21 protein-coding genes and 1 pseudogene are annotated in these 25231 nt (G+C 68.9%); 8 read left to right on the forward strand and 14 right to left on the reverse strand.

Annotation, left to right across the window (positions count from 1 at the left end):
- Nucleotides 1-35: 35 nt before the first annotated feature.
- Nucleotides 36-278, reverse strand: coding sequence for a DUF6412 domain-containing protein (locus JOD67_RS19320; RefSeq protein ID WP_205119005.1), 243 nt, complete (start codon nucleotides 276-278; stop codon nucleotides 36-38).
- A gap of 61 nt (nucleotides 279-339) precedes the next feature.
- On the opposite strand from JOD67_RS19320, the gene JOD67_RS19325 reads away from it, so the two are divergent.
- Nucleotides 340-1338 carry a LacI family DNA-binding transcriptional regulator gene (locus tag JOD67_RS19325; RefSeq protein ID WP_205119006.1) on the forward strand — a complete coding sequence of 333 codons (999 nt, stop codon included), beginning with the start codon at nucleotides 340-342 and terminating at the stop codon, nucleotides 1336-1338.
- Nucleotides 1339-1378: 40 nt separating this feature from the next.
- Here JOD67_RS19325 and JOD67_RS19330 read toward each other — a convergent pair whose 3' ends face one another.
- From JOD67_RS19330 to JOD67_RS19340, 3 genes are all read right to left on the reverse strand, one after another.
- Complete coding sequence (locus tag JOD67_RS19330) at nucleotides 1379-1738, reverse strand: hypothetical protein (RefSeq protein WP_205119007.1); 360 nt, start codon at nucleotides 1736-1738, stop codon at nucleotides 1379-1381.
- Between the two features lie 104 nt (nucleotides 1739-1842).
- Complete coding sequence (locus tag JOD67_RS19335; protein ID WP_205119008.1) at nucleotides 1843-4731, reverse strand: helix-turn-helix transcriptional regulator; 2889 nt, start codon at nucleotides 4729-4731, stop codon at nucleotides 1843-1845.
- Between the two features lie 90 nt (nucleotides 4732-4821).
- A complete protein-coding gene (locus tag JOD67_RS19340; RefSeq protein WP_205119009.1) occupies nucleotides 4822-5226 on the reverse strand; it encodes a VOC family protein in 405 nt (134 codons plus the stop codon).
- Nucleotides 5227-5643: 417 nt separating this feature from the next.
- Between JOD67_RS19340 and JOD67_RS19345 the strand changes: the two genes are divergently transcribed.
- From JOD67_RS19345 to JOD67_RS19370, 6 genes are all read left to right on the forward strand, one after another.
- The gene (locus tag JOD67_RS19345) at nucleotides 5644-6942 is read left to right on the forward strand and encodes an ABC transporter substrate-binding protein (RefSeq protein WP_205119010.1); all 1299 of its coding nucleotides are present in this window, start codon (nucleotides 5644-5646) and stop codon (nucleotides 6940-6942) included.
- Nucleotides 6943-7013: 71 nt separating this feature from the next.
- Nucleotides 7014-7880: a carbohydrate ABC transporter permease gene (locus tag JOD67_RS19350; protein ID WP_205119011.1), complete on the forward strand. Its 867-nt coding sequence runs from the start codon at nucleotides 7014-7016 to the stop codon at nucleotides 7878-7880.
- Nucleotides 7881-8711, forward strand: a complete 831-nt coding sequence (locus JOD67_RS19355) for a carbohydrate ABC transporter permease (protein WP_205119012.1) — start codon at nucleotides 7881-7883, stop codon at nucleotides 8709-8711. It begins immediately after the preceding gene.
- A 5-nt stretch (nucleotides 8712-8716) separates the two neighbouring features.
- A complete protein-coding gene (locus JOD67_RS19360; RefSeq protein WP_205119013.1) occupies nucleotides 8717-9679 on the forward strand; it encodes a nucleoside hydrolase in 963 nt (320 codons plus the stop codon).
- A 34-nt stretch (nucleotides 9680-9713) separates the two neighbouring features.
- Complete coding sequence (locus JOD67_RS19365) at nucleotides 9714-10730, forward strand: glycoside hydrolase family protein (RefSeq protein WP_205119014.1); 1017 nt, start codon at nucleotides 9714-9716, stop codon at nucleotides 10728-10730.
- A gap of 39 nt (nucleotides 10731-10769) precedes the next feature.
- Entirely contained in the window at nucleotides 10770-11414 is a 645-nt protein-coding gene (locus tag JOD67_RS19370; protein WP_205119015.1) for a GNAT family N-acetyltransferase, read from the forward strand.
- On the opposite strand, the gene JOD67_RS19375 is transcribed toward JOD67_RS19370, so the two are convergent.
- The 10 genes and pseudogenes from JOD67_RS19375 to JOD67_RS19415 all read right to left on the reverse strand — a co-directional run bounded on the left by JOD67_RS19375 (nucleotide 11386) and on the right by JOD67_RS19415 (nucleotide 22473).
- Nucleotides 11386-12093 carry a DJ-1/PfpI family protein gene (locus JOD67_RS19375; protein WP_205119016.1) on the reverse strand — a complete coding sequence of 236 codons (708 nt, stop codon included), beginning with the start codon at nucleotides 12091-12093 and terminating at the stop codon, nucleotides 11386-11388. The two genes, JOD67_RS19370 and JOD67_RS19375, sit on opposite strands and share 29 nt — an antisense overlap.
- Nucleotides 12090-12863 carry a DUF8832 domain-containing protein gene (locus tag JOD67_RS19380; protein WP_205119017.1) on the reverse strand — a complete coding sequence of 258 codons (774 nt, stop codon included), beginning with the start codon at nucleotides 12861-12863 and terminating at the stop codon, nucleotides 12090-12092. The genes JOD67_RS19375 and JOD67_RS19380 overlap by 4 nt, the downstream gene beginning before the upstream one ends.
- Nucleotides 12864-12937: 74 nt before the next feature.
- Nucleotides 12938-14314, reverse strand: a complete 1377-nt coding sequence (locus JOD67_RS19385) for an MFS transporter (protein ID WP_205119018.1) — start codon at nucleotides 14312-14314, stop codon at nucleotides 12938-12940.
- Nucleotides 14315-14394: 80 nt separating this feature from the next.
- Nucleotides 14395-15495, reverse strand: coding sequence for a ScyD/ScyE family protein (locus JOD67_RS19390; RefSeq protein WP_205119019.1), 1101 nt, complete (start codon nucleotides 15493-15495; stop codon nucleotides 14395-14397).
- 68 nt (nucleotides 15496-15563) lie between these two features.
- On the reverse strand, nucleotides 15564-17252 hold the full coding sequence (locus JOD67_RS19395) for an AMP-binding protein (RefSeq protein WP_205119020.1): 1689 nt from the start codon (nucleotides 17250-17252) through the stop codon (nucleotides 15564-15566).
- Between the two features lie 57 nt (nucleotides 17253-17309).
- Nucleotides 17310-17507 carry a hypothetical protein gene (locus JOD67_RS19400; RefSeq protein WP_205119021.1) on the reverse strand — a complete coding sequence of 66 codons (198 nt, stop codon included), beginning with the start codon at nucleotides 17505-17507 and terminating at the stop codon, nucleotides 17310-17312.
- 56 nt (nucleotides 17508-17563) lie between these two features.
- Nucleotides 17564-17782 carry a hypothetical protein gene (locus JOD67_RS19405; protein ID WP_205119022.1) on the reverse strand — a complete coding sequence of 73 codons (219 nt, stop codon included), beginning with the start codon at nucleotides 17780-17782 and terminating at the stop codon, nucleotides 17564-17566.
- Nucleotides 17783-18019: 237 nt separating this feature from the next.
- The gene (locus JOD67_RS19410) at nucleotides 18020-19111 is read right to left on the reverse strand and encodes an ISL3 family transposase (RefSeq protein WP_307782728.1); all 1092 of its coding nucleotides are present in this window, start codon (nucleotides 19109-19111) and stop codon (nucleotides 18020-18022) included.
- 126 nt (nucleotides 19112-19237) lie between these two features.
- Nucleotides 19238-19627 (reverse strand): annotated as a pseudogene (locus JOD67_RS41975) (hypothetical protein); the annotation flags it as partial.
- A 176-nt stretch (nucleotides 19628-19803) separates the two neighbouring features.
- The gene (locus JOD67_RS19415; protein WP_205119024.1) at nucleotides 19804-22473 is read right to left on the reverse strand and encodes a bifunctional acetate--CoA ligase family protein/GNAT family N-acetyltransferase; all 2670 of its coding nucleotides are present in this window, start codon (nucleotides 22471-22473) and stop codon (nucleotides 19804-19806) included.
- Between the two features lie 239 nt (nucleotides 22474-22712).
- Between JOD67_RS19415 and JOD67_RS19420 the strand changes: the two genes are divergently transcribed.
- The gene (locus JOD67_RS19420) at nucleotides 22713-25175 is read left to right on the forward strand and encodes a hypothetical protein (RefSeq protein ID WP_205119025.1); all 2463 of its coding nucleotides are present in this window, start codon (nucleotides 22713-22715) and stop codon (nucleotides 25173-25175) included.
- Nucleotides 25176-25231: the final 56 nt, after the last annotated feature.

The raw sequence follows: 25231 nt of genomic DNA on the forward strand, positions 1-25231 counted from the left end.
GGTGCCTTTCGAGAGCTGGGGTGGTCAGGGCTGCTTCAGAAGCAGGAACGCCCGGACGGTGCTCTCGGACGCGGCCTTCCGGCGGCGTCGGGATCGGTCTGCGGAACGAGCACGGTCGACTCGATGTGGCGACGGTCGAGCGTGACGACTCGTTGGGTGCGGCTGACGACTACGGTGGCCCGCGCTGCGCCGCGGACGGCGCCGAGTACGAGCACGCCGACCAGGACCGCCGCCGAGAGGGCGAGCAGGCCGGTCGGAGTGGCCAACAGCTCGAGCACGACGCCAGCATAGCCCGGTCCCGTAGTCTATTCGTGTAGACGCATCTGGTCAGGAGGGCTCGTGGTCAAGCGGGACGAGGTGGCACGGCGCGCGGGGGTGTCGGCCGCGGTGGTCAGCTACGTGATGAACAACGGGCCACGCCCGGTCGCGGACGCCACCCGGCAGCGCGTGCTGGCCGCGGTGGAGGAGCTCGGCTACCGCCCGAACGGTGTCGCCCGGGCCCTGCGGTCCCGGCGTACGTGGTCGATCGGCCTGGTCGTGCCGGACAACTCCAACCCGTTCTTCGCCCAGCTCGCGCACGCGATCGAGGACGAGACGTTCGCCCGCGGGTACTCGCTTCTGGTCGGCAACGCGTCCGGCGACGCGGCGCGGGTGGAGAGCTACCTACGAACGTTCCAGGACCGGCAGGTCGATGGTCTGATCGTGGTGACGAACGGACCGACGGAAGACCTGGCGCGCACCTACGAAGGTCGGGTGCCGCTGGTGATCGTCGTGGATCAACCGGTCCGCGGACTAGCCGCTTCGACGGTGAAGGTGGACAACAAGGAGGGGGCACGGCTCGCGACCGAGCACCTTGTGTCGCATGGCTTCACCCGAATTGCCTGCATCGCCGGTCCGCGCGACAGTGCGCCCGGCAGGGAGCGGTACGAAGGGTGGCAGACGGCCCTGCGCGCTGCCGGGTTGGCGGCACCGGACTCGCTGGTGCGCTGGGCGGAGTTCAGCCTGCGCGGTGGTGCCGAGGCTGTGCGGGAGCTGCTGGATTCTTCGCCTGCTCCGGAGGCGGTCTTCGCGGCCACCGACCTGCAGGCGATCGGTGCGCTGCGCGGGACCGCGGATGCGGGCGTCTCCGTACCCGACGGGCTCGCCATCGTCGGCTTCGACGGAATCGCGGAGGCCGAGTACACCGTGCCGAGGCTCGCGACCGTGCGCCAGCCGGTGGGGCTGATGGGGCGACGGGCGGTCGAGTTGCTGTTCCGGGAGAACGGAGGCGACCAGGTGCACGAGGTGTTCCCGCTCACGCTGGTGTCCCGTGGGACCTGCGGCTGCCCCGAACGTTAGAAACGCTCGGAGGGCCCACGCTCGTGGACCCTCCGATCACTCAGTTCTCCGCTCGGTTGCGTCGGCGCAGGCCGACGAATCCCGCACCCAGCAAGGTGATTCCGGCGAGGGCGCCGCCGGCGACCTGCACCTTGGTCCAGTCCTGCTCGACGGCCGCTGCCTTCTGCGGGGTCTTGGGTGGTGTGACAACGGGCGTCGGCTTCGCTTCCGGGCGACAGGGCTCGACGACGACCTCCGGGTGGTCGTACAGGGCGTCTCCCGGTCGGAGACAGCGTTCGTTGGTCGGCGCGTAGTCGCGGAGTTCGGTCGGCTCGTCCGGGACGGCCATCGCCGGGGTGGCGAAGGTCACGCTGGCCAGGACGGCGGCGAACGCCAAGCCGAGGACGGTCTTCGTGGACATCGCAGTGCTCCTTGGTTCGTGGTGGGTGCTGACACCAAGGACTCTGCGAGCTAAGGGGGCGGTGGGAGATCGGGGAGCAACCCTCAGATCGGGCCTCGTTCTCCTCAGCTGGTCAACCGGCGGGCCAGGGCGGCGAGCTCGTGCCGGTTCGTGGTGTCGGTCTTGCGCAGCAGGTTGGAGATGTGCACGCTGACCGTCTTCTCGCTGATGAACAGCGCAGTGCCGATCTCGCGGTAGGAGCGGCCGGCGACCAGGTGGGCGAGGATCTCCCGTTCGCGTTTGGTGATGCCGCGGAACCGTTCGTCGTCCGTGGGCGTGGGGCCGCGGGGGACGTCGAGAGAGACACGGGCGAGGGTGGCGAACGCGGCCGCATCCTGCTGCAGTGGCTCGGCGCCGATGTCGGTGGCGAGCTGGTGGGCTCGCCTCAATGCTGCGGCGATCTCCGTACGGCGTCCGCCCTCTCGCAACATCGCCTCGGCCAACCGCTGACAGGCGAGCGCCTCGTCCCAGCGGAAGCCGGCGGCCCGACAGCTGTCGACGGCCTGGTGCCAGAGCTCCGCGGTGTCGTTCTCGGGTCGACATCTTGCTGACTCGGCGGTGAAGATCGCGCCTTGCGCGCGTCCCTCGACACCCTCGCCGAACGGGGTCGTGCCGTGCGCCGCGCGGAGATCGGCGAGGGTGTCCAGCCGGTCGCGTGCGGCTTCGATGCCGGCCCTGTCCTCGCGGTCGCGGGCACGTTGGGCGAGGTCGGCGGCGGCTCGGGCACCCCACATCAACATCTCGTCGCACAGCCACCGATCCATTGCCTGGTTCGGCATCGCCTCGCAGAGGAGGTCGAGTGCCTGGTCGGCCCGACCGCTCGCGAGGTGGTGGAACGCGTAGACCGGCTGGGGGATCAGGCCGTAGTGGTGGGGGAGCGACGGGACGAGCTCCTCGGCGCGGCGCAGGTGCTGGGCGGCCTGGTCTGTTCGGCCGCGCATGGTGGCGAGGCGGGCCGCTCGGAGGAGGACGTTCGCTCCGCCGATGCCGCCTGCCCTTATCGCGAGGCCCTCGCGGACCAGTTCTGCCGCGGCGGGGAGGTCGCCGAGCGCCAGCCGTCGGTCCGCGGCCGTACCGGCCAGGAACGCTGTCGTGGCGGCCGCTGGGAACGTGGCGCTGGCCTCGGCGAACGCTCTGGTGGTGACGTCGGCGGAGTCCTGGAACCGACCGACGTCCCAGAGCGCGTTCGACCACCAGACGGCGGCGCGGGCGGCGACCTGGTGGAATCCTTCCGCGCTGGCGTAGCGGTAGGCCTGCTCGCCTTCTTCCACCGCTTTCGGTTTGCCCTCGTCGACGCGTGCCCTCGCGGCGAGTGCCCAGGCTCTGCCTTCCGGTTGGTTGGCGGCCTCGATCGCCTGTGTGGCATGGAGATTGGCGGCTGTCCAGTCGTCGTCCCAGGCTTCGGCTTCGGCGACGGTCGCGAGCGCTAGGACGTACTCGACGCTGTCTGGGTCTGTTGTGCTCAGCGCTAGCGCCTCGCGTGCTTCGCGCAACGGGTGCTGGGCGACGCGGCCGGTGCGGAAGACGAGGCCGCACCATTCGCAGAGCAATCGCGCTGCCAGTAAGGGATTCTCCGTGCGGTCGACGATGCGCAACGCGTGGTCGGCGTGCGCGAACCCTGCCTGTTCGTCGCCTGCTCGGTTGGCGGCGTCGACCGCGTGTCTGAGCAGGGCAAGGAGATCGCCGTGCTCTGCTACCTGCGGCCAGAGCTCGATGGCGTGGCTGAGCTGGCTGGTCTGCTCGGCGTAGCCCTGGACCTGAGCGGCGCTGTTGGCGGCTTTGAGCGCGTACTGGAACGCTTCGGTGAGGTCTCCGACGAGCTCGTGGTGGAGCGCGAGCTCGGCTGCTTGGCCCATACGTGGCGACTCGTTCAGTCTGGCGATGAACGCACGGTGGGCTCGTTCGGCCTCGCCGGGCAGGAGGGTGTCGTCGACGACCTCGGCGGTCAGCGGGTGGCCGAACCAGGTGCGTGCTTCTGTGTCGGTGACGAGGACGCCGGCGTCGACGGCCTCGGTGACTGCCCTTTCGAGCGCCTCTGGGGTGATGCCGAACGCTGTGGTCACCGCCTCGAGGTCATGGTGGCGGATCGGGCGGCCGCCTGTGGCGATGAGCTGGACCACTGTGCGGGCGGTCGGCTCGAGCCGGTGCCAGGTGGCGAGGAGGGCTTCGCTTAGGGCTTTCGGTAGGCCTTGGGGGAGGCTGGCGGCGGTGGGTACGACGTCGCGGACGAGGAGCTCGGTGAGGTAGGCGTTGCCTTCTGAGCGTTCGTACACGTCGTTGACCAGGCCGGGGTCAGGGGCCTGCCCGAGGGCTTGCGCCAGCTGGGCTTCGGTGTCGTCGCGGCTGAGCCGTTCCAGCCTGAGCTCTTCGACGGCGGGGAGGCGCCGGAGGTCGGCCAGCCAGCCGCGCAACGGGAGGCCGACGCCTTCCTCGCGGGCGGTGGCGACGACCAGCAGCCGTTGGTGGCGGAAGCCGGTGACGAGGTAGGCGAGGACGTCGAGCGAGGTCACATCGGCCCAGTGGATGTCGTCGATGACCAGCATGACTGGCTGGTTCGAGCTGATCCTCTCGATGAGCTTGTCGATGACGGGAATCAGCCTGGGCGCTTCGGCTGGCGCGTCGCCCGCCAGCAGCTTGCCGAGGTCGTCGGTCTGCATCTCGTTGCCGGCTCGGTTCAGCCAGTGCTCGAGCGCGCCGACAATCGGGGCGTAGGGAACAGTGGCGGCGCCGAACCGTACGCACGCACCCCACAACATGGCGAAGCCTCTTTGCTCGGCCAGCGTCCTGATCGAGGTGACGAGATGGGTCTTGCCGACCCCAGCCTCGCCGTGCACGAACACAGCCGCCGGCGTGCCCTTGGCTGCCCGCTCCATCGCGTCGATGAGCAGCGCCCGCTCGGCCATCCGGCCAGCCAGCCTCGCGGGCTCGGCGTCGGCGTCGGGGGGAGGTCGCATCCGTCACGTCCAGGCAGTTCAGGCCGCCCGCGTCGTGGACGGAATCCCAGCCTAGGACGGCCATCGCCCCCGCGAGGCCAGTTCGGCCAGTCACTGCACGCAGAACTCGTTGCCCTCGGGGTCTTGCAGGACGGTCCAAGAGGTGCCGCGCTCTGCGCGATCGGCGACGTGGGTGGCGCCGATGCCGACTAGACGGGCCACCTCCACAGCGATCTGCTCGCGGCCGCCACCGACGAAGATGTCGAGATGGACGCGGTTCTTGCCCCGCTTGGTATCCGTCACCGTAGGGAGGAAGACTCGCGGCCCGCGTCCGTCGGGGTCGATCAGCCCGACAGCCCAGCGATCCTTCGGGATGTCGTTCACCCGAGCGAACTCCCGCCACGACTCGAACCCGCGCGGCGCTGGCTCCACCACGTAGCCGAGAGCCGTTGCCCAGAACTCGGCCAGTCGGACCGGATCGTGCGCGTCGATGACGATCTGGAGCTCGCGTCCCATACCGAACCTGCCCAGGTTGGATGAAGGGCACCTTCATCCAAACCTATTGGATGAAGGTGCCCTTCATCCAAAGGTGGCGGGGTCTGGTTGGGTCGGGGGCACCCCGGTCCGAACCTATGGGACCAGGGCGCCCCTCACCCAAACCCTCGGCCACCGGTCCGTGATCATGAGCGTGATCATGAAGGCAAACCCGGCGTATACGACCAGTTCGGCTTCATGATCACGTTCATGATCACGGGCGTTGAGCGCACCCAGAGTCGCGATGCGGGGAGTGGAGCGCGGGGGTGGTTTCGAATGAGGGCGTCCCTGTAGCGATCTATTCGATAGAGGGACGCCCTCATTCGAAACGGAGGGGTCTTGACCGGGCTATCTACACGAGTAGACTCCGATGCAATTCGAGTTGCGTGGGAGTGTGCGATGCGTCTACGAGCGCTTGCGGTCGCCGTTCTGGCGGTCGCGCTCACCGCGGCCTGCGGTGGGAGCGGGAGCGGGAACGGCAACAGCAACAGCGGTGGCAACACGACGTTGAACTTCGTCGGGCCAGAGGTGCCCGCGACGTTCCAGCCGGTCATCGCCGCGTTCGAGAAGGACCATCCGACGATCAAGGTCAAGTACACGTCGGTCCCGTTCGACCAGCTCAACAGCGTGCTCCAGCAACGGCTCGGCGCCAAAGACGCGGGCATCGACGTCTACACGGTCGACCAGTCGCGCGTCGCCTCGTACGCCGCCCGCGGGTTCCTCGTCGACCTCACCGAGCACGCCCAAGACGTCAAGGACAGCGCCCTGCCGCCGCAGTACGACGCGAGCACCTGGAACGACAAGCTCTGGGGGATGCCGATCTGGACCTCCGAGCAGTACCTCTTCTACAACAAGGCACTCCTCGCCAAGGCCGGCGTCACGCCACCCAAGAGCACCGAGAAGGACAGGTGGACCTGGGAGCAGGTCACCGACGCCGCCAAGAAGGCCAAGCAAACAGGCGCGACCTGGGGACTGCTGTTCGACCAGACCGACCGCTACTACCAGCTCCAGCCCCTCCCGGAGTCCAAAGGAGCCGGCAACGGCATCCAAGGCGACGACCTCCTCCAGCCCGACCTCACCAACGACGGCTGGGTTAGCGCGATGACCTGGTACGGCGGCCTGTTCAAGGACGGCATCTCGCCGCGCGGCGTCGACACGGCGCAGATGAACCCGCTGTTCGCCGCCGGCAAGGCCGCGTTCTTCGTCGGCGGCCCCTGGGCGCTCACCGCGTTCAAGCAAGCCCGCAAGGAGAAGAAGCTCGACTACGGCATCGCACCCCACCCATACTTCGACGGCGGCAAGGTCGCCACCCCGACCGACTCGTGGTCCTGGGGCATCAACCCGGCGTCGAAGAATCAGCAAGCGGCGTTGGAGTTCCTCCGCTTCGCCAGCGTCAACGCCAAGGGCAACGAGGCCACGATCGCCAAGGTCTTCATCGCGCCCGCCAACAAGACGGCGTTCGACAACTACGCCAAGCAGCTCGACGCGTTCGACCCGCCCGTGACCGACGGCGCCGGCGCGCTCATGCTGTACGAGCTCAACAACACCGTCGTGCACCGGCCGCGGTCGGTCGGGTACGTGCAGTTCGAGGACATCATGCTCAAGGCGTTCGCCGACATCCGCAACGGCGCCGACCCGAAGCCACGCCTCGAGACCGCGTCGACCGAGCTGCAGGCCGCGTGGGATCGGCTCAAGTGACCCGAACGGAGACCGCGCCACGCCAAGACGCGAACGTGCCAGCGCAAACGCCATCGAGGACGCGCAAGAGGTTGCGCGACCAACAGTGGCTCGTGGCGCTCGCGTTCGTCGCACCCGGCGCGATCGCGCTGGTCCTGCTGCGGGTCGTCCCCGCCGTCGACGCGTTCCTTGACAGCCTGCAACGCACCAGCGTCCTCCGGCAGACCACGAGCTGGGTCGGCCTGCAGAACTACGTCGACCTCCTCCAAGACCCTGGCTTCCGGCAGACCGTCAAGGTCACCGCGATCTTCAGCCTGATCGTCAACCCGATCCAGATCCTCACAGCGCTGCTCATCGCCCTCCTCCTGCACAAAGTCCTTCCAGGCGGGCGAGTCTGGCGCGCGTTCGTGTTCATCCCCGTCGCCGTCCCCGCGGCGGTGTCGACGATCATCTGGGGCATCGCGTTCCAGCCGAACGGTCTCATCAACGCCTTCCTCGACGTCATCGGCATCGGCAGGCAACCGTTCCTCACCTCGCCGCAGCAGGCGATGTGGTCGGTGCTCGTGATGCTGTCCTGGATCGGCGTGGGCTACTGGATGATCTTCCTGATTGCCGGCCTGCAGGACATCCCCGCGTCCTACTACGAGGCGGCCAAGGTCGACGGCGCCGGAACGTGGCGGACGTTCGTCAACATCACCTTGCCCCTGCTCCGGCGCCCGCTCGCCTTCGTGCTCGTCGCCGACACCGTCTCGAACTTCCTGGTCTTCGCGCCGATCCAGATCCTCACCAACGGCGGGCCTGAGAACACCACGCGGCTGGTGATGTTCGACATCTACAACAAGGCTTACCAGGTAGGCGATGTGAACCTCGCTCAGGCCGAGGTCGTGCTGCTCGTCCTGGTGATGGCCGCGATCGTCAGCGTCCAGTTCTGGCTCCTCAACCGTCGAGGAGTCGACTAGATGCACACTGTCAAGCTCAGGTTGCGTACGGCAGCTGCAGCCATCATTGCGATCCTGTTCATCCTGCCGCTGCTGTGGGTGCTGACCAGTTCGCTCAACCCCGGCAACGACTTTCTGCGCTACCTGTCGCCGCTGTCGGTGGAGAGCTTCGTCCCGCTGCGTCCGAACTTCGCCAACTACGCCAACCTCGTGCAGGGCGACTTCGGCCGCGCGATCCTCAACTCGCTGTGGGTCTGCTTCGTCACCGTGGTGGTCGGCCTGGCGATCTGCGCTTCGACGGCGTTCGGCCTGTCGGCGTTGCGATTTCGTGGTGCGGGCATCGTGTTCGGCGTTGTGGTGCTGAGCTTCCTCATCCCGTTCGACGCGATCGCGATCCCGCTCGCGAACCTGTTCCGCGACTGGGGCCTGCAGAACACCTACACCGGGCTCATCCTGCCGGGTATCGGCAACGGGTTCACGATCTTCCTCCTGAGGCAGTTCTTCCTCGCCATCCCGCGCGAGCTCGTGGAGGCGGCGCGCGTCGACGGGATGGGCTGGTGGGGCGTGTTCACGCGGATCTACCTACCGCTGTCGAGGCCAGCACTGGTTGGGGCCGGGCTGACCTTGTTCCTCTTCCAGTGGCAGGCGTACATGTGGCCGCTGCTGATCGGAACCGAGCCCGCGAAGCAGCTCGCGCCGATCGCGCTCGCGAACCTGCAGGGACAGTTCACGGTCGACTTCGGCCAGATCTTCGCCGGATCGCTGGTACTCACGCTCGTTCCGATGATCCTCATGCTGCGATTCCAACGCCACTTCACCCAATCCATGACGACGACCGGCCTGAAGGACTGACGGGGATGCAACTCATCATTGACACCGACCCGGGGATGGGCACGATCGACACCGATCCCGAGGACAGCCTCGCGCTCGCCCTCGCCGCGTACTCGCCCGAGGTCGAGCTCCGCCTCGTCACGGTTGTGCAGGGCAACGTTCCCGTTCACCACGGGTACGCGAACGCCGTGCACATGCTGCAGCTGGTCGGACGCGCGGACGTGCCCGTCAAGGCCGGCGCGCGCCAGCCGCTCGTACCAGGGCGGAGGCCGGGACCCCTTGCCTGGTTGGCCGAACGGGGTGCCGCCGACCGGCTGATCCCAGCTGCCGACCTGGACGAGGTGCCGACCGACGCCGCCGCGGCGCTGGTGGCAAGCATCGAGACGTCGCCCGACCCGGTGACCCTGGTGGCGATCGGTCCCCTGACGAACGTCGCGAACGCGTTGTCGATGCGGCCCGAGATCGCCGGTCGGATCGGGCGGCTGGTCGTGATGGGCGGCGCGTACGAGGTGCCGGGCAACATCACGCCGACCGCCGAGTTCAACTTCTGGATGGACCCGGAGGCAGCGCAAGCCGTGCTTGACGCCGGCCTGCACCCGACGCTCGTCGGACTGGACGTCTGCCATCGCACGAGGCTGACGAGGGCGGACGTGGGGGACGAGCACGACACCGAGTTCGGCAAGTTCGTCGAGGCTTCGTGCGCCTCCTGGTTCCACGACCTCGAGGGTGCCGGTGACGTCGGCCTGCACCTGTTCGACTCGCTCGCGGTGGCGGCCGCGATCCAGCCGGAGCTGCTGCGGACCGTACCCGCCCGGGTCGCGGTGGAGACGGCCGGCGACCTCACCGCGGGAACGAGCGTCGCGTACCTGCCCGGCGCCAACAGCGCCTGGACCCGGCCGAGCGACGCCACGAACGCCGATGTCGCGGTCGATGTCGATCTGGAGAAGTTCCAAGCACTGTTCGCCGAACGAGTCCTCGCCCACCTCTAGCCAAGGGAGAACGGTCATGCTAGGACGGTTGCTCGTGGCAGGTGCCCTGATCGGTGCGTTCGGTCCCTCCGGGGCCGCCGTGCCGGAGCCGAAGCTGGTGTACGACGCGCCCGTGGGCATCTACGCGTACGGGCCGAGCGTGATCGACGAGGGCTCGACGCGCTGGATGTGGACGTGCCACAACCAGGACCCGCGGGTGATCCGCGACCACGTCTACTACACGAAGTTCGTGGGTGGCTCGATCGTGACCGATCGCTCTGTCCTGCAGGCGAGTCTTACCGGCTGGGACTCGTTCCACACCTGCGATCCGAGCGTAGTCGCGGGGGTGTTCCGGTACGGCGGGCATCGGTACTCGTACGCGATGTTCTATCTGGGCAACGATCTCGACGCCTCCGCGCACAACCAGGTCGGCGTCGCGTTCGCGGACTCGCTCGATGGGCCGTGGCGGAAGTACCCCGAGCCGGTGGTGCGGTTCCAGAACGTGTCGCAGTGGGGCGCGGGGCAGCCGTCCGCACTCACGTTGTCGCCGGGGACCGGGCGGGTCGAGCTGTTCTACACGCAGGGCGACACGTCGACGCGGGCGTTCCATCGTTCCGTGGACCTGTCGAACGTCGACAGGATGCGCGTCGGCGAGCCGGTCGAGCTGACCACGGCCGGGCTGACGGGGACCGACGGGGGAACGGACTGGCTGAACAACTACGACATCGCGTACGAGCCCAGGTCGCGGCGGTTCGTCGTGGTGCGCGAGCAGCATCCGTACCCTCCCGAGGGCGACAACCCGTGGTGGATCGGCCGCGCCGTGCAGGTCGCGACCATCGACGCGCGCACGTTGCTGCGGGGCGAGGGTACGTGGCACGTCGAAGGTGTGATCTCCCCGGAACGAACAGGCTTCGCGCGCAACCACAACGCCGGGTTGGTACGGACGAAAGACGGGTGGCTGCCACGTTCGGACCATACGAAGGTCGTCTTCACCGACTCCTGCGCCGGGCCGACGTGCGACTCGCTGTACGAGTACGACCTGTGGGAGCTGCACCAGCCGCTCAGCCGCTAGCGGCGCCGGTGGGTCAGCGCCAGCAGGCAAGATGGGCGCATGAGCGAGCTGGGCGAGATCTACGCGGACGTGGAGCGCGGGGTGTTTCCGCCGGCGGACGGTGCCGTGCGGTTCGTGCCGCCGCCTTCGGAGCGGGACTCCGTGGTGGTCGCGTTCACCGCGCACTTCGTCGTCGCCGCCGATGTCGACGAGCAATGGGCACGGCCGTATGTTCCGGACGGCGACTTCACCGCGCCGCTGAATCCGCCGTTCCTGTACGCACTCGAGCAGAAGCTCGGCAGGCAGGTCGGCTGCATCGACGTCGCCCTGCTCGCGCCACGGCTCGAAGGCACGCCCGACCTGCACCTGGAGCAGGCCGACACCAGCAACCACGCCAGGGTCGAACGCAGCCTCGAGCACCGCGACGACGTACGGACCTACGTCACCGACGGCGCCGTGCTGACAGTCGGACGCGGCCTCGCCGGGAGGTGGGAGGCCGCGTTCGAGGTCGATCCGACCTACCGGGGCAGGGGACTGGGCCGCCGCGTGATCGAGGCCGCCCGCCACCTCGTTCCCGAGGGCGCGAGCCTGTGGTGCCAGGTCTCGCCCGGCAATGCCGCCTCGCTCCGGGCCGTTCTCGCGGCCGGCTTTCAGCCCGTCGGCTCCGAGGCGATCCTCACCGCCGAGTCCGCACCAGATCGATGAACCGCCGCCACGCGATCTTCGGCACGAGCCGCTTCTGATCCGCCGGCATGATGTCGTCCATGAACTGCTTGCCGAGCTTCCGTACGGGCTCCGAAGCCTTGCTGAAATGCCCGGCGGAGAACGGCGGCTGCGGGTCGTACTCGATCGTCAGCTGAATCGCCTCGGCCCGTTCCTGCCCACCGATCTCGCCGGCCAGCCACAGCGCCATGTCGATGCCCGCCGACACTCCCGCCGCGGTCACGATCTTCCCGGACCGCACCATCCGCGCTTCCGGCTGCGGCTTCGCGCCCATGACCTTGAGCACGCCCATTTTGTACCAGTGCGTCGTCGCCGGTACGCCCTTCAACAACCCGGCGGCGCCGAGGATCAGCGCGCCCGTACACACCGAAGCCGTCCACGTCGTCGTCTCGTGCACCGCACGGATCCACGCGAGCGTCTCGTCGTCGACCATCTGCGAAGGCGTCCGCATGCCGCCCGGCACGATCAGCACATCCGCCGCCGGCGTCTCGTCGATCGAGTACGGAGCGCCGAGCAGCAACGACTCGCCCTCGGTCGTCACCGGACCGGCCTCCTTGGCCACGAACCGCACCTCGGTGTCGGGCAGCCGCGACAGCACCTCGTAGGGCCCGACCGCATCCAGTGCCGTCACGCCCTGGTACAGCAGAACGACAACCTTCATCCCGTTGCCAGCAGGGTGAAAGCGGCCGTACGCACCACGCCACCGTGCTGGAAGTCGAGGAACGCGCGGTAGGTCCCCGGCCCCGGAGCGACCGCGTGGAAGGCGATCTCCGGCCCCGACGCGGTGACGCCGTCACCGGGCTCGCCGTGCGGATGCACGTGGACGTACGCCAGATCGCCCAACCGCAGCAGGACCAGGTGACCGTACGCGCCGAGGTACGGCTCGAGGTCGGACACCAGCTCGCCGGACCGCCGAACGGTCAACACGACATGCCCGCCGTCGCCCGTCGCCAGCTCTCCGGCGAGCGAGACCTCGTACTCGTCGACCTCGTAGGTCGGCACGATCGCTGGCACCGGCTCGGGCTGGTAGTCGCCCGCGAGAGCGAGGTCGGAGCCGAGCGTGATCGTCGAACCCAACGCGGTGGGCTGGATGTCGGTGAACGCCCGATACGCCCCTGCGTAAGGGAGTTCGATGGAAATGGACCAGGTCCCGTCGGGAGCGAGCTCGGGATGAACGTGCCAGAAGTGGGTCAGCTCGCGTCGCGCGATGATCAGGTGCAACTCGCGGTCGTGGATCGAGGTGAACTCCGTGACCGGCTTGCCGTCGGGGCCGAGGATCTGGAAGCGGAGCTGCTGTTCGCCCGGCTTGAGGAGCGTCTCCTCGAACGCCAGGGTGTAGCCGTCCTGCGAGATGCGGAGGCCGCCAGGGAAGCCGTCGCCGCCATGATGTGCGTGCTGCGCGTGCTGCGCGTGGTGCTCGTGCGTGGTCATGCGCGTACCTTGGCAGCACGGTCATGGCGGGACAATGGCGCCTCCCTGGCGTGGCAGTTCTCCGGGGCTGCAGGTCAGGCAGCCTGCGCGCAGGGCACCCCGTCGCAGTCGTCGCGGACCGGCAGCTCGGTCACCGAAGCGAGCTTCGGCTCCGCGACGGGCTCGGTGTCCAGCGGGTGCGCGATCTCGTCCTGCGGCAGCTTCGCCACCACGATCGCGACGACCGCGAGCAGGAGCGGGACGACGCCGGCGATCAGGAACACCGTCGAGAGGCCGATCGCCTTGCTCACCGGGCCGGCCATCGCGATCGACACCGGCATGAAGACGAGCGACACGAAGAAGTCGAGGCTGGAGACGCGGCCGAGTAGCGCGGGCGGGACGCGGCGCTGGAGCAGCGTTCCCCAGATCACCATCGGCGCGGAGAACAGCGCACCGACCACGAAGACCGCACCGGCGATCACCCAGACGTTCGTCGCGACACCCACGACGACCAGCGGGAGGCAGCCGAGACCCCACAGGCTCACCATCACGGTCAGGTAGCGGCGCGGCAGCTTCCTCGTCGCCATGCCCAGGGAGCCGAGGGTGCCGCCGATGCCGAACGCGGCCAGCACGATCGCGTGGTCGCCGGGGCCGCCACCGGCGCGATCCTTGAGCAGGAACGGGATCAGCACCTCGATCGGGCCCATGATGAGCAGGATCAGCACGGCCGCGAACAGGATCGTCGCCGCCAGCCAGGCCGTACGGGTCATGTACTGCACACCCTCGCGCAGGTCGGTCAGCAGCGCGCCCGCGGAGTGGCCCTCGGACTCGCGGCGGAGTGCGACCGGCTTCATCGCGATCAGGCAGAGCAGTCCGGCAAGCTCGAACAGCGCGACCAAGGCGATCGCGGCGGCGGGCGACGCGGCGGCGACCACGGCGCTTGCCAGGGCCGGACCGGCCACCTGGCCGATGACCGGACGCATCGCGCCCTCGAGGCCGTTGACCGCCAGCAGGTCCTCTTCCGGAACGATCATCGGCAGCAGCGCGGAGTAGGCGGGGAACGTGAACCCGTTCCCTACGCCGATGACGAACGCCACGATGGCGAGCATCCACACCTGCAGGAACCCGGTGAGGGCCAGCGCGGCGACCGTACCGATCGCGACGAGCCGGACCGCGGTCACCACGAGGAGGATCCGGCGCTGCGGGATCCGGTCGGCGATCACGCCGCCGAGCAGGCTCGCGGCGATCATGCCGACCGCGCCGGAGGTCGACACGAGGGACAGCTCAGCGGCGCCGCCGCCCCAGGCGATGACCTGCCAGACCAGGGCGATGATCCAGGTGCCGCCGGCGACGAGCGCGAAGACGACCGAGCCGTTCAGCAGGCGGTACTGGCCGTTGCGGAACGGGCGCAGCGGCCCACGGAGCCAGCGTGCGGCTCGGTCCTGCGTGGGGGTTTCGGTCTGGCTGGTCATGTGCGGCGTCCCGTCTCCGTGCTGGCGAAGTGTGTCGTCAGCAGTAGAGACGGGACGCCGCGGCAAAACTCATCGGTCGGTTACAACGGAATCCGCAGAACCGTTCCGCCACCCGCGCAGACGCCGCAGTTGGTCACGTACGCGGCGCCACCGCGCAGCGCCACGCCACCCGGCATGATCAGGCCGGTGTGGACGACCGTCTGCTTGCCGTTCTTGCCGACGCGGATCAGCGAGCCGGCACCGGCCGGGTCCTGGAGACCGTTGGAGTTGATCTCCAGCACGTAGAGCCGGCCCCTGTTGTCGAACGCGAGGTCGATGATGTTCGTGAAGCCCTTCGCGAACACCTTCGCCTTGCCGTTCTTCACCCGCCAGACCTGGGCGCCGTCGACCGGGAACGGGAAGCCGGTGAGCTCGGACACGTAGAACGCGCCGTCCGGACCCTTGACCACGCTGGTCGGTACCGGGTCCATCGAGAACGTCCCCGGCGGGAACGGCACCGGAACGGTCCGCTCCGGGAACACCGCGACCGCCTTGGACTTGCCGTTGCGTACCCGAACGATGGAGTTCCCGCCCGCGTCGGCGACGTAGACGCCGTCACCACGGACCAGGAGGCCGTTCGGGTTGGAGTCCGGCAGATCGCCGTCCGGGTTGACGGTTGCCTCGAACGTGCCGAGGTCCGCGATCTGCTTGACCTTGCCCTTGCCGTTCACCTTCTGCAGTGTCGCCAGCTTCTTGCCCGCGGCCGGCACCTGGTTGCGAAGTGCCGGGTCGGCACCGAGCCCGATCGTGAAGTAGAGATCGCCCCATCGGGCATCGACATCGGACGGTCCGATCGCCCCCGAGCCGTCGGGCGCGGCGGTGGACGGCATGCCGGTGACGATGCGCTTCTGCTTGCCGTGGCTCACCTTCGTGATCGCGCCGGACGTACCGAAGCAGACGTTGCCCTCTGGGCCCTCGAAGCACGGACCCGCGCCGCCCTTGCCTGCCTCAGCGACGTAAAGCGTTCCATTGTTGGCGAAAGTCAGTCCACGCGGGTTGTCCAACCCCGACGCGACGACGCGTACGCCCCCCTTTCCTCCGGCCGTCGCCACGGCTGGCGTCAACGCGACCATCGCGGCCGCGGTAGCCAGTCCGGTGGAAACCGCCACGAACCTGCGCAGCTGAATGCGCGATCTACCCATGGTTCCAACCCCTCTCCTTCTGGGGGAGTGTCGTCGCAACCAAGGGATTGGGCCATAGTCCCTATGTACTAGGCCTTCAGGTCGGGAAAGTCCTCTTCCCAGTACTCATGGGGGTTTCGCGCAGTCCTTTCGGCCTCGGCGGTCCGCAGTTCGACGCGGCGGATTTTGCCGGAGATCGTCTTTGGTAGGTCGCCGAACTCCAATCGCCTGACCCGCTTGTACGGAGCCAGCTGCTCTCGGGCGTGCCGGAGGATGTCGAACGCCAGCTCGGCGGTCGGTTCGGCGTTGCCGGCTAGCACGACGTACGCCTTGGGGACCGCCAAACGTAGGGGGTCAGGCGCCGGCACCACCGCGGCCTCGGCGACGTACGGATGCTCGATCAGCACGCTCTCCAGCTCGAACGGCGAGATCCGGTAGTCGCTCGCCTTGAACACGTCGTCCGAACGGCCCACGTACGTGACGAAGCCGTCCGCGTCGACCGAGGCGACGTCGCCGGTGTGGTAGAAACCGCCGGCCATCGCCTCCGACGTACGCGAGGCGTCGTCGCGGTAGCCCGTCATCAGACCGGTCGGGCGGCGGGACAGGTCGATGCAGATCTCGCCCTCCGGCCCCACCTCGCCGCTGATCGGATCGACCAGCGCGATCGGGTAGCCGGGCAGCGGGCGGCCCATCGAGCCGAGCCGCAGCTCCTGCCCGGGTGGGTTGCCGATCTGCGCGGTCGTCTCGGTCTGCCCGTACCCGTCGCGGATCGTCAACCCCCACTTGGCACGAACCTGCTCGATGACCTCCGGGTTGAGCGGCTCGCCGGCGCTGGCGAGCTCGCGGACGTTCAACTGGTACGCGGAAAGGTCCTGCTGGATGAGCATCCGCCAGACCGTGGGCGGCGCGCAGAACGTCGTCACCTCGCAGCGCCGCATCACGTCCAGCAGTGCTTGGGCGTCGAACCGCGGCGAGTCGAAGACGAGGATGCACGCGCCCGCGTTCCACGGCGCGAACAACGAGCTCCAGGCGTGCTTCGCCCAGCCCGGTGAGGAGACGTTCAGGTGGATGTCGCCGGGGCGCAGCCCGATCCAGTACATCGTGGACAGGTGGCCGACCGGATAGCTCTGGTGGGTGTGCTCGACGAGCTTCGGGAGCGCTGTCGTGCCGGAGGTGAAGTAGAGCAGGAGTTCGTCGTTCGCGTTCGTCGTGCCGTCTGCGACGAAAGTCGTGTCGGCCTGGTCCGCTTGGCTGTACGACGTCCAACCTTCGGCTTGGCCGATGACCGTTCGGGTCCAGTCGCCGGTGATGCCGTCGAACTTCTGGACCTGGTCCTTCGACGTCACGACGTGCCGAACGGCGCCGCGGTCGATCCGGTCGACGAGGTCGTTCGGACCCAGGAGGGTCGTCGCGGGGATGACGACCGCACCGAGCTTGCAGGCGGCGAGCATGGTCTCCCAGAGCGGGACGATGTTCGCGAGCACGAGGAGGACGCGGTCGCCGCGCCGAACGCCCTGTGTACGAAGGAAGTTCGCCACCTGGTTGGAGCGACTCGACATCTCCGCGAACGTGAGCGAGCCGTCGGCTCCGTCCGTACCGACGAGCCAGAGCGCTCGCTCGTCCGGCCGCTCGGCGCCGAGGACGTCGAACCAGTCCAGGGCCCAGTTGAACGTGGCGAGCTCGGGCCAGGTGAAGTCGCGATACGCCGTCGCGTAGTCGTCCCGGTGGTCGAGCAGGAAGTCGCGGGCGGCGCGGAAGGACTCGGTCGACGCGGTCATGGATCGCACGATTCCACCGGCCGCGTGCACGGTCAACAACCGTGCGGTAACCGTGTGTCAGTGCGGGATCGAGGTCAGCTCGAGGAACTGGTCGCGGGGCTCGTCGCGCTCGGCGGCCGCGCCGGAGGGGCCGCGCTTGGGGCGGCGAGGCTCGCGGACGCCGCCGAAGTCGCCACCCTCGCTCGGATGCGGTGGCTGGCCGCCGCGCTTCTTGGGCGCGCCGGCGAACACGCGCTGTCGGAGCCGGGAGAACATGCTCCGGCGCCGCCGGTTGGGCGGTGGGCGCCGGGGCGAACGAGAAGGCATCGTCCCTACTTTCGTCGGAGGAGGCCGCGGCCGAACTTCTTGTGCACGGCCTGCTTGCTCACGCCGAGCGCCGCGGCGATCAGGTGCCAGGACACGCCGAGGTTCCGAGCCCGGCGGACCTGGATCTCCGTCTCCGCCTCCAGCGCGTTCCGCGCCCGCGCGATCTCCACCAGTGCGGGCAGCGGGTCCTGGGCTCGCAGCGACTCGACCAGAACGTCTGTCATGCGTGTCAACCTACGTTGACGACGTCGTCCTGTCAACCAAGGTTGACGCGCCGGCGCCCGTGAGGTCGGCGCAGACCGCGACCCGACCGGCCATCGCCATCGTGAGCGCCAGGGTGGAGCCGCGGACGAGCGGACCCGCTCCGGTCGCGAACGGGCCGTCCGTCGCCTCCAGCCGCAGCCTGTCGACCGTGCTCGGGTCCGGCCCCGCCCTCGGGCCAATGATCAGGTTTACAGGCTCTACGCAGCCAAGCGTGGTGTGCGGTGTCTGATGTGGGTGGCTGCGGGTTTGGGTGGCCAGTCTATGTCGGCGCAGGCGAGGAGGATGCGGGCGCGGTAGTTGGTGAAGCTGCGGAAGCCGAAGCCGATGCGTTTGATCTTCTTGATGATGGTGTTGGTGCCTTCGGTGGGGCCGTTGCTGGCGTAGGGGTGGTCGGCTCGGGCGAGGATGGGGTCGCGCCACTCGGTGAGGGTGTTCGCCAGGGTCGCTAGTTCGGGGATGTCGTCGTGGTGGGCGTAGTAGCGGGCGTCGGCGATGAGCCGGTCAAGGCGTGCGGTGACCCTTGTTTTGTTGGGGAAACGCTGCCTCGCCGTGGTGTCGACGCGTTGGTAGAGGTGGCGGAGGCGGTGGGCGATCTCCCAGGTGGCGCCGACCTGGCCGGTGGGGTCGTGGTCGAGTAGGACGGTGCGCAGTCGGGTGGCGCGGTGTCCGTCGGGGGTGAAGGCCTCGGGTTTGCTGCGCAGCAGCCGCAGTGTGTCGTGCAGGGGGTCGCCCTTGCGGCCGCGGCGGCCGAGTTGGTCGAACTGGACCCGGCGGCGGACCAGTTCGGTCGTGTCGGTGCCGAGTTTGACCAGGTGGAAGGCGTCGAGCACCACGCTGGCCTGCGGCAGCCCGGTCCGTAGCCCGGACCGGTAGGAGCGCAGCGGATCACACACCGCGGCCTGGATACCGGCCCGCCAGGCCGGGTCCCGGTGGGCGAACCAGTCGGACACGATCCGGCCGGTGCGGCCCGGCAGCACATCGAGCAGCTTCCCGCGGCCGACGTCGACGATGGTGGTGCAGAACCGCATCCACTGCACCGGCCCACGGGCCCCGAACACGTGCTCATCGACGCCGACCGCGGTCACCGCACGCGCCTCCGGTGGCCGGCGCAGCGCCTTCGCGGCGGCCACGACGGCGGTGTTGACCGTGCCCCACGACACACCGAACTCCGCGGCCACCGTCGCCACCGCGGACTGGTCCTGACCGACCCGGCGCACCGCCTCGGCCACCGCCCGCTCGGTCATACACCGCCGCGGCCGAATCAGCTCACTCGTCTCAGACCACGTCACCGCCGTCGCCGTGGTCGTCGTCGTCGTCGTGGCCGTGGCCGTCGCCGTGGTCGTTCTTCCTTGCAGGCAACGAGGTTCGCGGCATCGCCACAACCGCTTATGCCACACCAGCAGCACCGGCTTACCCGCAATCGGCAGATCCCGCACCACCACCGGCCGCCGACCATGCGGCGACGCGACCACCCCACACCCCCGACACGCCTCCCGACACGCCTCCCGACACGCCTCCCGACACGCCTCCCGACACGCCTCCCGACACGCCTCCCGACACGCCTCCCGACACGCCTGCGACCCGGCCGTGGTCTGAATCAGCAGGTTCCACTCCCCGAGCAGTTCCACCGCCCGAGTCACCTCGAACCCCTCAAGGCCCAACGCGGCCGTCCACCCAGTAACGTCATCCACGGGTCCTGTGCTCCTTCCAGCCCCGGCTGATTCGCAACCAACCGAGACTGACCGGCACAGGACCCCCCTCACGAGGAGACACGCCGACAGGTCTGCTACCAGCCCCACCACCACCCTTGGCTAAGAAGAGCCTGTTTACATGATCATTGGCCCCTTTACGTGGGGTGGACGCCAGGTGGAGCGGCCACTGGCCGGGTAAGGCGACCACGATGCGAGGTGTCGCGCGCCAGGCGATAGTCATGAGACACGGCCTGAATGACCAGCCGAAGGCGGCCGGAATCATCGCGACGTCAGTGGTGGTCGAGGCGACGGACGAACCAGTCCGTTCGCGAACCCAGGTCTGCCGGGCCGACGCGGACCGCGGCGCCGAGGACGGCGGCTTCGGTCGGGCCGGCGAGGACCGGCGTCAGCTCCGCCGAGAGCACCTCGGGGATGTCGTACGCCAGCCGCGAGATCCGGTGCAGCAGGTCCTCGATCCGGCCGACGTCCACGTGGTCGCCACCCGAGTGCCCGAACAGCAGCGGCGCGGCGCGGACCTCGCGGACCATGTTCGACGCGTCCACGTCGGTCAACGGCGGGATCCGGAACGCCTGGTCGCCGAGCAGCTCGGTCGCCACACCCGCCAGCCCGAACCAGACGATCGGCCCGAACATCGGGTCCTCCGCGCACGCCACCACGACCGGCACGCCCTGCCCGGCCATCTTCTGTACGACGAATCGCGCCTCCGACGGGTCGCCGATCGTCGCCGACAGGGTCGTCCACGCGGAGCGCATCTCGTCCTCCGCCGCGATGTTCCGCCACACGTCGGCGAGGTCGGGACGCTGCCGCAGGTGCGGCGCCGCGCCCTTCAGCACGACGTCCCAGCCGAGCTTCTCCGCGACCACCACCGCCTCGTCGACCGATGACACCGGATGGGTCTGCCACACGTCGATCCCGTAGCAGGCAAGGAGTTCGCGCATGCACGACTCGGAGAGGACGGTGCCCTTCGGATGGTCGGTGAGCACGTTCTCGATGATCGCCCGCGCGCGTTCGGTGTCGACGTCCTCATAAACCGGGATCCGCCCGCGCGGCCGCGCCCGCCACTCGGCGTAGCGAGTGACCTTCGCGAGCGCGCGGACGGCGACGTCGGGCGAGGCGTACGACGGCACCGAGCCGTGCACCGCGACGCCCTGCTCGTCGACGCGGCGGAGCGGCTCGGGAACGCCCTGGGTGCCGAGGAACGTCGTCACGACGGGCTTCACCGAGTCCGCGGTGGCTCGCGCGATCGCGTGCGCGACTTCGGTGCCGTCGACGTCGAGCGGCGACACGTACACGACCACCACCGCGTCCACGCCGTCGTCGCCGACCATCTCCGCGACGGCACGTTCCAAGTCCTCGGCGCTCACGTCGCTGAGGAACGCCGCGGGCTGGCGGGCCACGGCCATGCCGGTCTCGACCGCGGCATCGGCGGCGAGCATGCCGAGCGCGTCGGAGTTGCCGACGATGCCGAGGCGGGAGCCGTCCGGCAACGGTTGGTACGCGAGCACCTGCGCGACGTCGAGCATCTGGTCGAGCGTGTCGACCAGCATGACGCCGGCCTGCGCGAACATCGCGTCAACCGCGGCTTGCGGTACGGACGCGGCGTGCACGGAGTGCCCGAGCGGCACGCCTTGCGTGAACCGCCCGGATCGTACGGCGACGACCGGCTTGGCGACGGACAGCCTCCGCGCGATGCGGTTGAACTTGCGCGGGTTGCCGACGGACTCGAGGTAGAGCAGGACGACATCGGTGGCGGCGTCCTCCTCCCAGTACTGCATGAGATCGTTCCCAGAAACGTCCGCCCGGTTGCCGGCCGACACGAACGTCGACAGCCCCAGCCCGCGGCTCGCGACGGTCTGCAGGATCACCGTGCCGAGCGCGCCCGACTGGCAGAAGAAGCCGACCTTGCCGCGCGCCGGAACGACGGGGGAGAGCGAGGCGTTGAGTGCGTACGCGGGATCGGTGTTGATCACGCCGAGCGCCGCCGGGCCGACCACGCGGAGTCCGTGCGCGTGCGCGACGCGCACCAGCTCGTGCTGCCGCTTCTTGCCTTCGCGCCCGGTCTCGGCGAACCCGCTGGAGACGACCAACAGGGCATGGACGTTCTTGGCCGCGGCCTCGAGCACAACCTCGTTGACGGACTCGGCGGGAACCGCGACGACGGCCAGGTCGATCTCGCCGGGGACGTCGAGCAGGCTCCCGTACGCCGGCACGCCCGCGACCGCCCGCGCCGTCGGGTTGACCGCGTAGACGGGACCGGTGAAGCCGCCGAGCACGAGGTTGCGTACGAACGCCGCCCCGACCTTGTCCCGCGACCGGCTGGCGCCGACGACCGCGACCGAGCTGGGCGTGAGGATCCGTTCGACAGAACGTGCCTCCGCGCGGTGCTCGCGAGCGGTCATGACGCGGATGCTGGTGTCGGTCGGCTCGATCTCCAGCTCGAACTGGACGACGCCGTCCTCGAACCCGCCGGACACATTGTAGCCGGCGTCCTTGAAGACCGTGACCATCTTGCGGTTCTCGGGCAGGACCTCGGCGATGAACTTGCGCACGCCGTTCTCCCGCGCAGCCTGGGCGAGATGCTCGAGCAGCACGCTCCCCACGCCGCGACCCTGGTGGGAGTCCTCGACCAGGAACGCGACCTCCGCCTCGTCCTCGGCGACCCGGTCGTAGCGCCCGACCGCGATCATCTCGTCGGCGACCGTGAGGATCATGCCGACCCGGTCGATGTGGTCGACCTGGGTGAACCGGTCGACGTCGCGGCGGGAGAGCTTGGGGTAGGGGGCGAAGAAGCGCAGGTACTTGGACTGCTCGGAGACGCGGCTGTAGAAGGCGACCAGCCGGTCGTCGTCGTCGGAGCGGATGGGTCGGAGGACCGCGGTGCCACCGTCGCGCAGAACGACGTCGGCCTCCCAGTGCGCCGGGTAGGGCAGGTCCGTCACGGTATGAGGCTAGCGACCGCGGACCACTTCCTGCCGTACCTGAGGTGACGAATCGGGCGCGGTCGGCTTGTGGGGCATGGTGGTTCAGGCCTGGCGTCAAGGTGCCGTACGGCGGGCAGTTCGCCCATGTTCCCACCCATTCGCCCGGATTATGTCCTCACTTCATCCTTGCGAATACAGAGAAACATCTTCATCATTTCGAAGAGTCCGAGCCGTTTCTCTCTGCGCTGGGAGCATGCATGGACCGTCTGTCCCGACGTAGCTTCGTCGCCCTCGGGGGAACCGCCGCACTGGCAGGAGGCGTCGTCACCGCGCCTCCGGTCGCGGCGGCTCCGGCCGAGCCCCTCGCCATCGCCGGCCCGTCGGGTGAGACCGATATCGACGTGGCCAAGGCCTGGTGGCCGAACCCCCGCAACGTCACCGCCCCGATCGGGTGGAAGGACCACCTGTTCCGGTTCAACGTGCTCTACAACGGCACCGTGATCGCCGCGCCGTGCCCGCTCGGCCGGGTCACCCAGGGCGTGCTTCCGTTCCAGGGCCAGGGCATGCAGCTCGACATCACGCCGTACGGCGGCTGGTTCGAGCCGCCCACGTTCCGCTACCACCAGCCGATGAACGGCAACTTCTACCTCTACCGCGAGGACTACGGCCACTACGGCTACGGCCAGCAGAGCTGGGCCGCCAACCCCACGCCGGTCCTGCAGACGGACTGGGCGCAGCGCAACGGCGTCACGATTCGGCAGACGGTGTTCGCACACCTGCGCGGAGGCGGCGACGTGGCCACGGGGCAGGAGCCTTTGTTCGCCTGGATCCGGCTGTCGGTCGTCGCCGCGGACCGGCCCACCGCCGCGCGGGTGGGCGTCGCGATCAGGGTCGCCCGGCCCTACATCAGCCACCAGTACCCGTACACGTTCCAGGACGGTGTCGTGCTGACCGGCTTCCCCGACCTTGCCGACAACCTCAACGGTGGTTGGTCGGCCGCGATGACGCTCAGCGGTGGCCGGCGCGGGTTCAAGATCTGGCAGCCGACGGGACCGTACGGCGCGATCTTCGGCACCGGTCCGCAGCCCACCTGGGTGCAGCCGGATACCTCGAAGTCCATCTTCCACATCGGCGTCGAGCTCGACACCGTCGTCGGCGCCCATACCGACATCGTGCTGGCGTGCGTGTCCCAGAACGAGGCCGTGCTGACCGAGGAGTGCGAGCTCGGCTACGAGGCCGCGCTCGCGCAGGCCGACGCGTACTGGACGCGGCAGCCGGCCACCGCGGCGGTGGTGGACACGCCAGAGACCTACGTCAACGAGGCGCTGCGGCGGAACGTGCAGTTCACCGACCTGGTGGCCGAGAAGATCCCCGCATCGAACCAGTACACGTACCTCACCGGCTCGTACGGCTACGACGTGCTCTGGACGACGCCGACCTCGATGTCCAGCCACATGTTCATGGACCTGCTCGGCCAGCACGAGAGCGTCGCGCGGCACCTCGAGCTGTACCGCAGCGGCCAGGGAACGACGCCGCCGCCGGGACCCGCGTACCCCGCTACCAACCCCGGCTACTACGGCACACCGGACCACCTCAAGGCGGTGAACTGGCTCACCGACCACGGCGCGGTCATGGTCGCCGCCTCCACGCACGCGCTGATGACCGGGGACCGTACGTTCATCACGAACTGGCTGCCCTCGTTGGTGAAAGCCTGCGACTTCATCAAGACCGCGTGCGCGATCACCGGGCACAACGGTGTCGCAGGGCTGCCGCCGCCGGCGGTCTCGACCGACGAGGGCGACCCGGTCGTGTCGGTGTGGAACATGGCGTGGCTCTACAAGGGGCTCATGACCACGATTCGCCTGCTCAGTAGGGAGAATCACCCGCGAGCGGCCGAGTTCGCCAGCCTGGCTGCCACGTTCAAGACCCGCTTCCTGGCGGCGTTCGACAGCTTCAACGCGAACCGGCCGAAGTGGCGGCACCCGGACGGCAACCTGTACCCGATCTACTCGGCGAACCTCACGGCGGCCGGGCAGGGCGGCTTCGGCGAGATCACGCTGCTCGACGTCGGGGCGATGGTGCTGGTGTGGGCGGGGCTGATGAACGCGAACGACCAGCGGATGGTCAAGTTCTGCGACTACTTCCGCCTCGGCCCGAACGTCGCGGCGTACGGGGACGGCAGCCGGAAGAACGCGCTGGACCGGCCGGCGCTGATCCACGAGCTGTCGACGTGCGAGCCGATCTACAGCTGGAACGTGTTCCACTCCTGGCAGCTGGGCGACCGGGCGCGCTTCCTCGAGGGGATGTACTCGCAGCTGGCCGGGGCGATCTCGCCGCAGACGTACGTCCCGTTCGAGCACCGGACCGGCATGTGCTCGCTGCCGTCGGTGGCGGCGACCGGGGCGTGGCTGGTGCGGCACGCGGTGGTGGACGACTCGATCGTCGAGGGCGAGCTGCACCTGCTGCGGTTGTGTCCGCTGGCTTGGGTGTCGACGTCGCGGGACACGCGGTTCCTGAAGATGCCGACGGTGCACGGGCCGGTGGACCTGACGTTCCGGAAGACGGGGGCCACCCAGCTCACGCTGACCTGGCGGGGCACGTGGCGGCTGGCGCCGACGAAGGTGCTGGTCTACGCGCCGCCGGGGATCAGCACGCTGGTGGTCAACGGGACGTCGTACCCGGTGCCTTCGTCGGGTTCGGTGCAGGTGCCGGTCGGCTGAACGGCTGAGCATGACGACGCCCCGGCCGGATCCCGGCCGGGGCGTTCGTTCACGTG

This window comes from Tenggerimyces flavus, from assembly GCF_016907715.1.
In the GTDB taxonomy this organism is placed as follows: Bacteria; Actinomycetota; Actinomycetes; order Propionibacteriales; family Actinopolymorphaceae; genus Tenggerimyces; species Tenggerimyces flavus.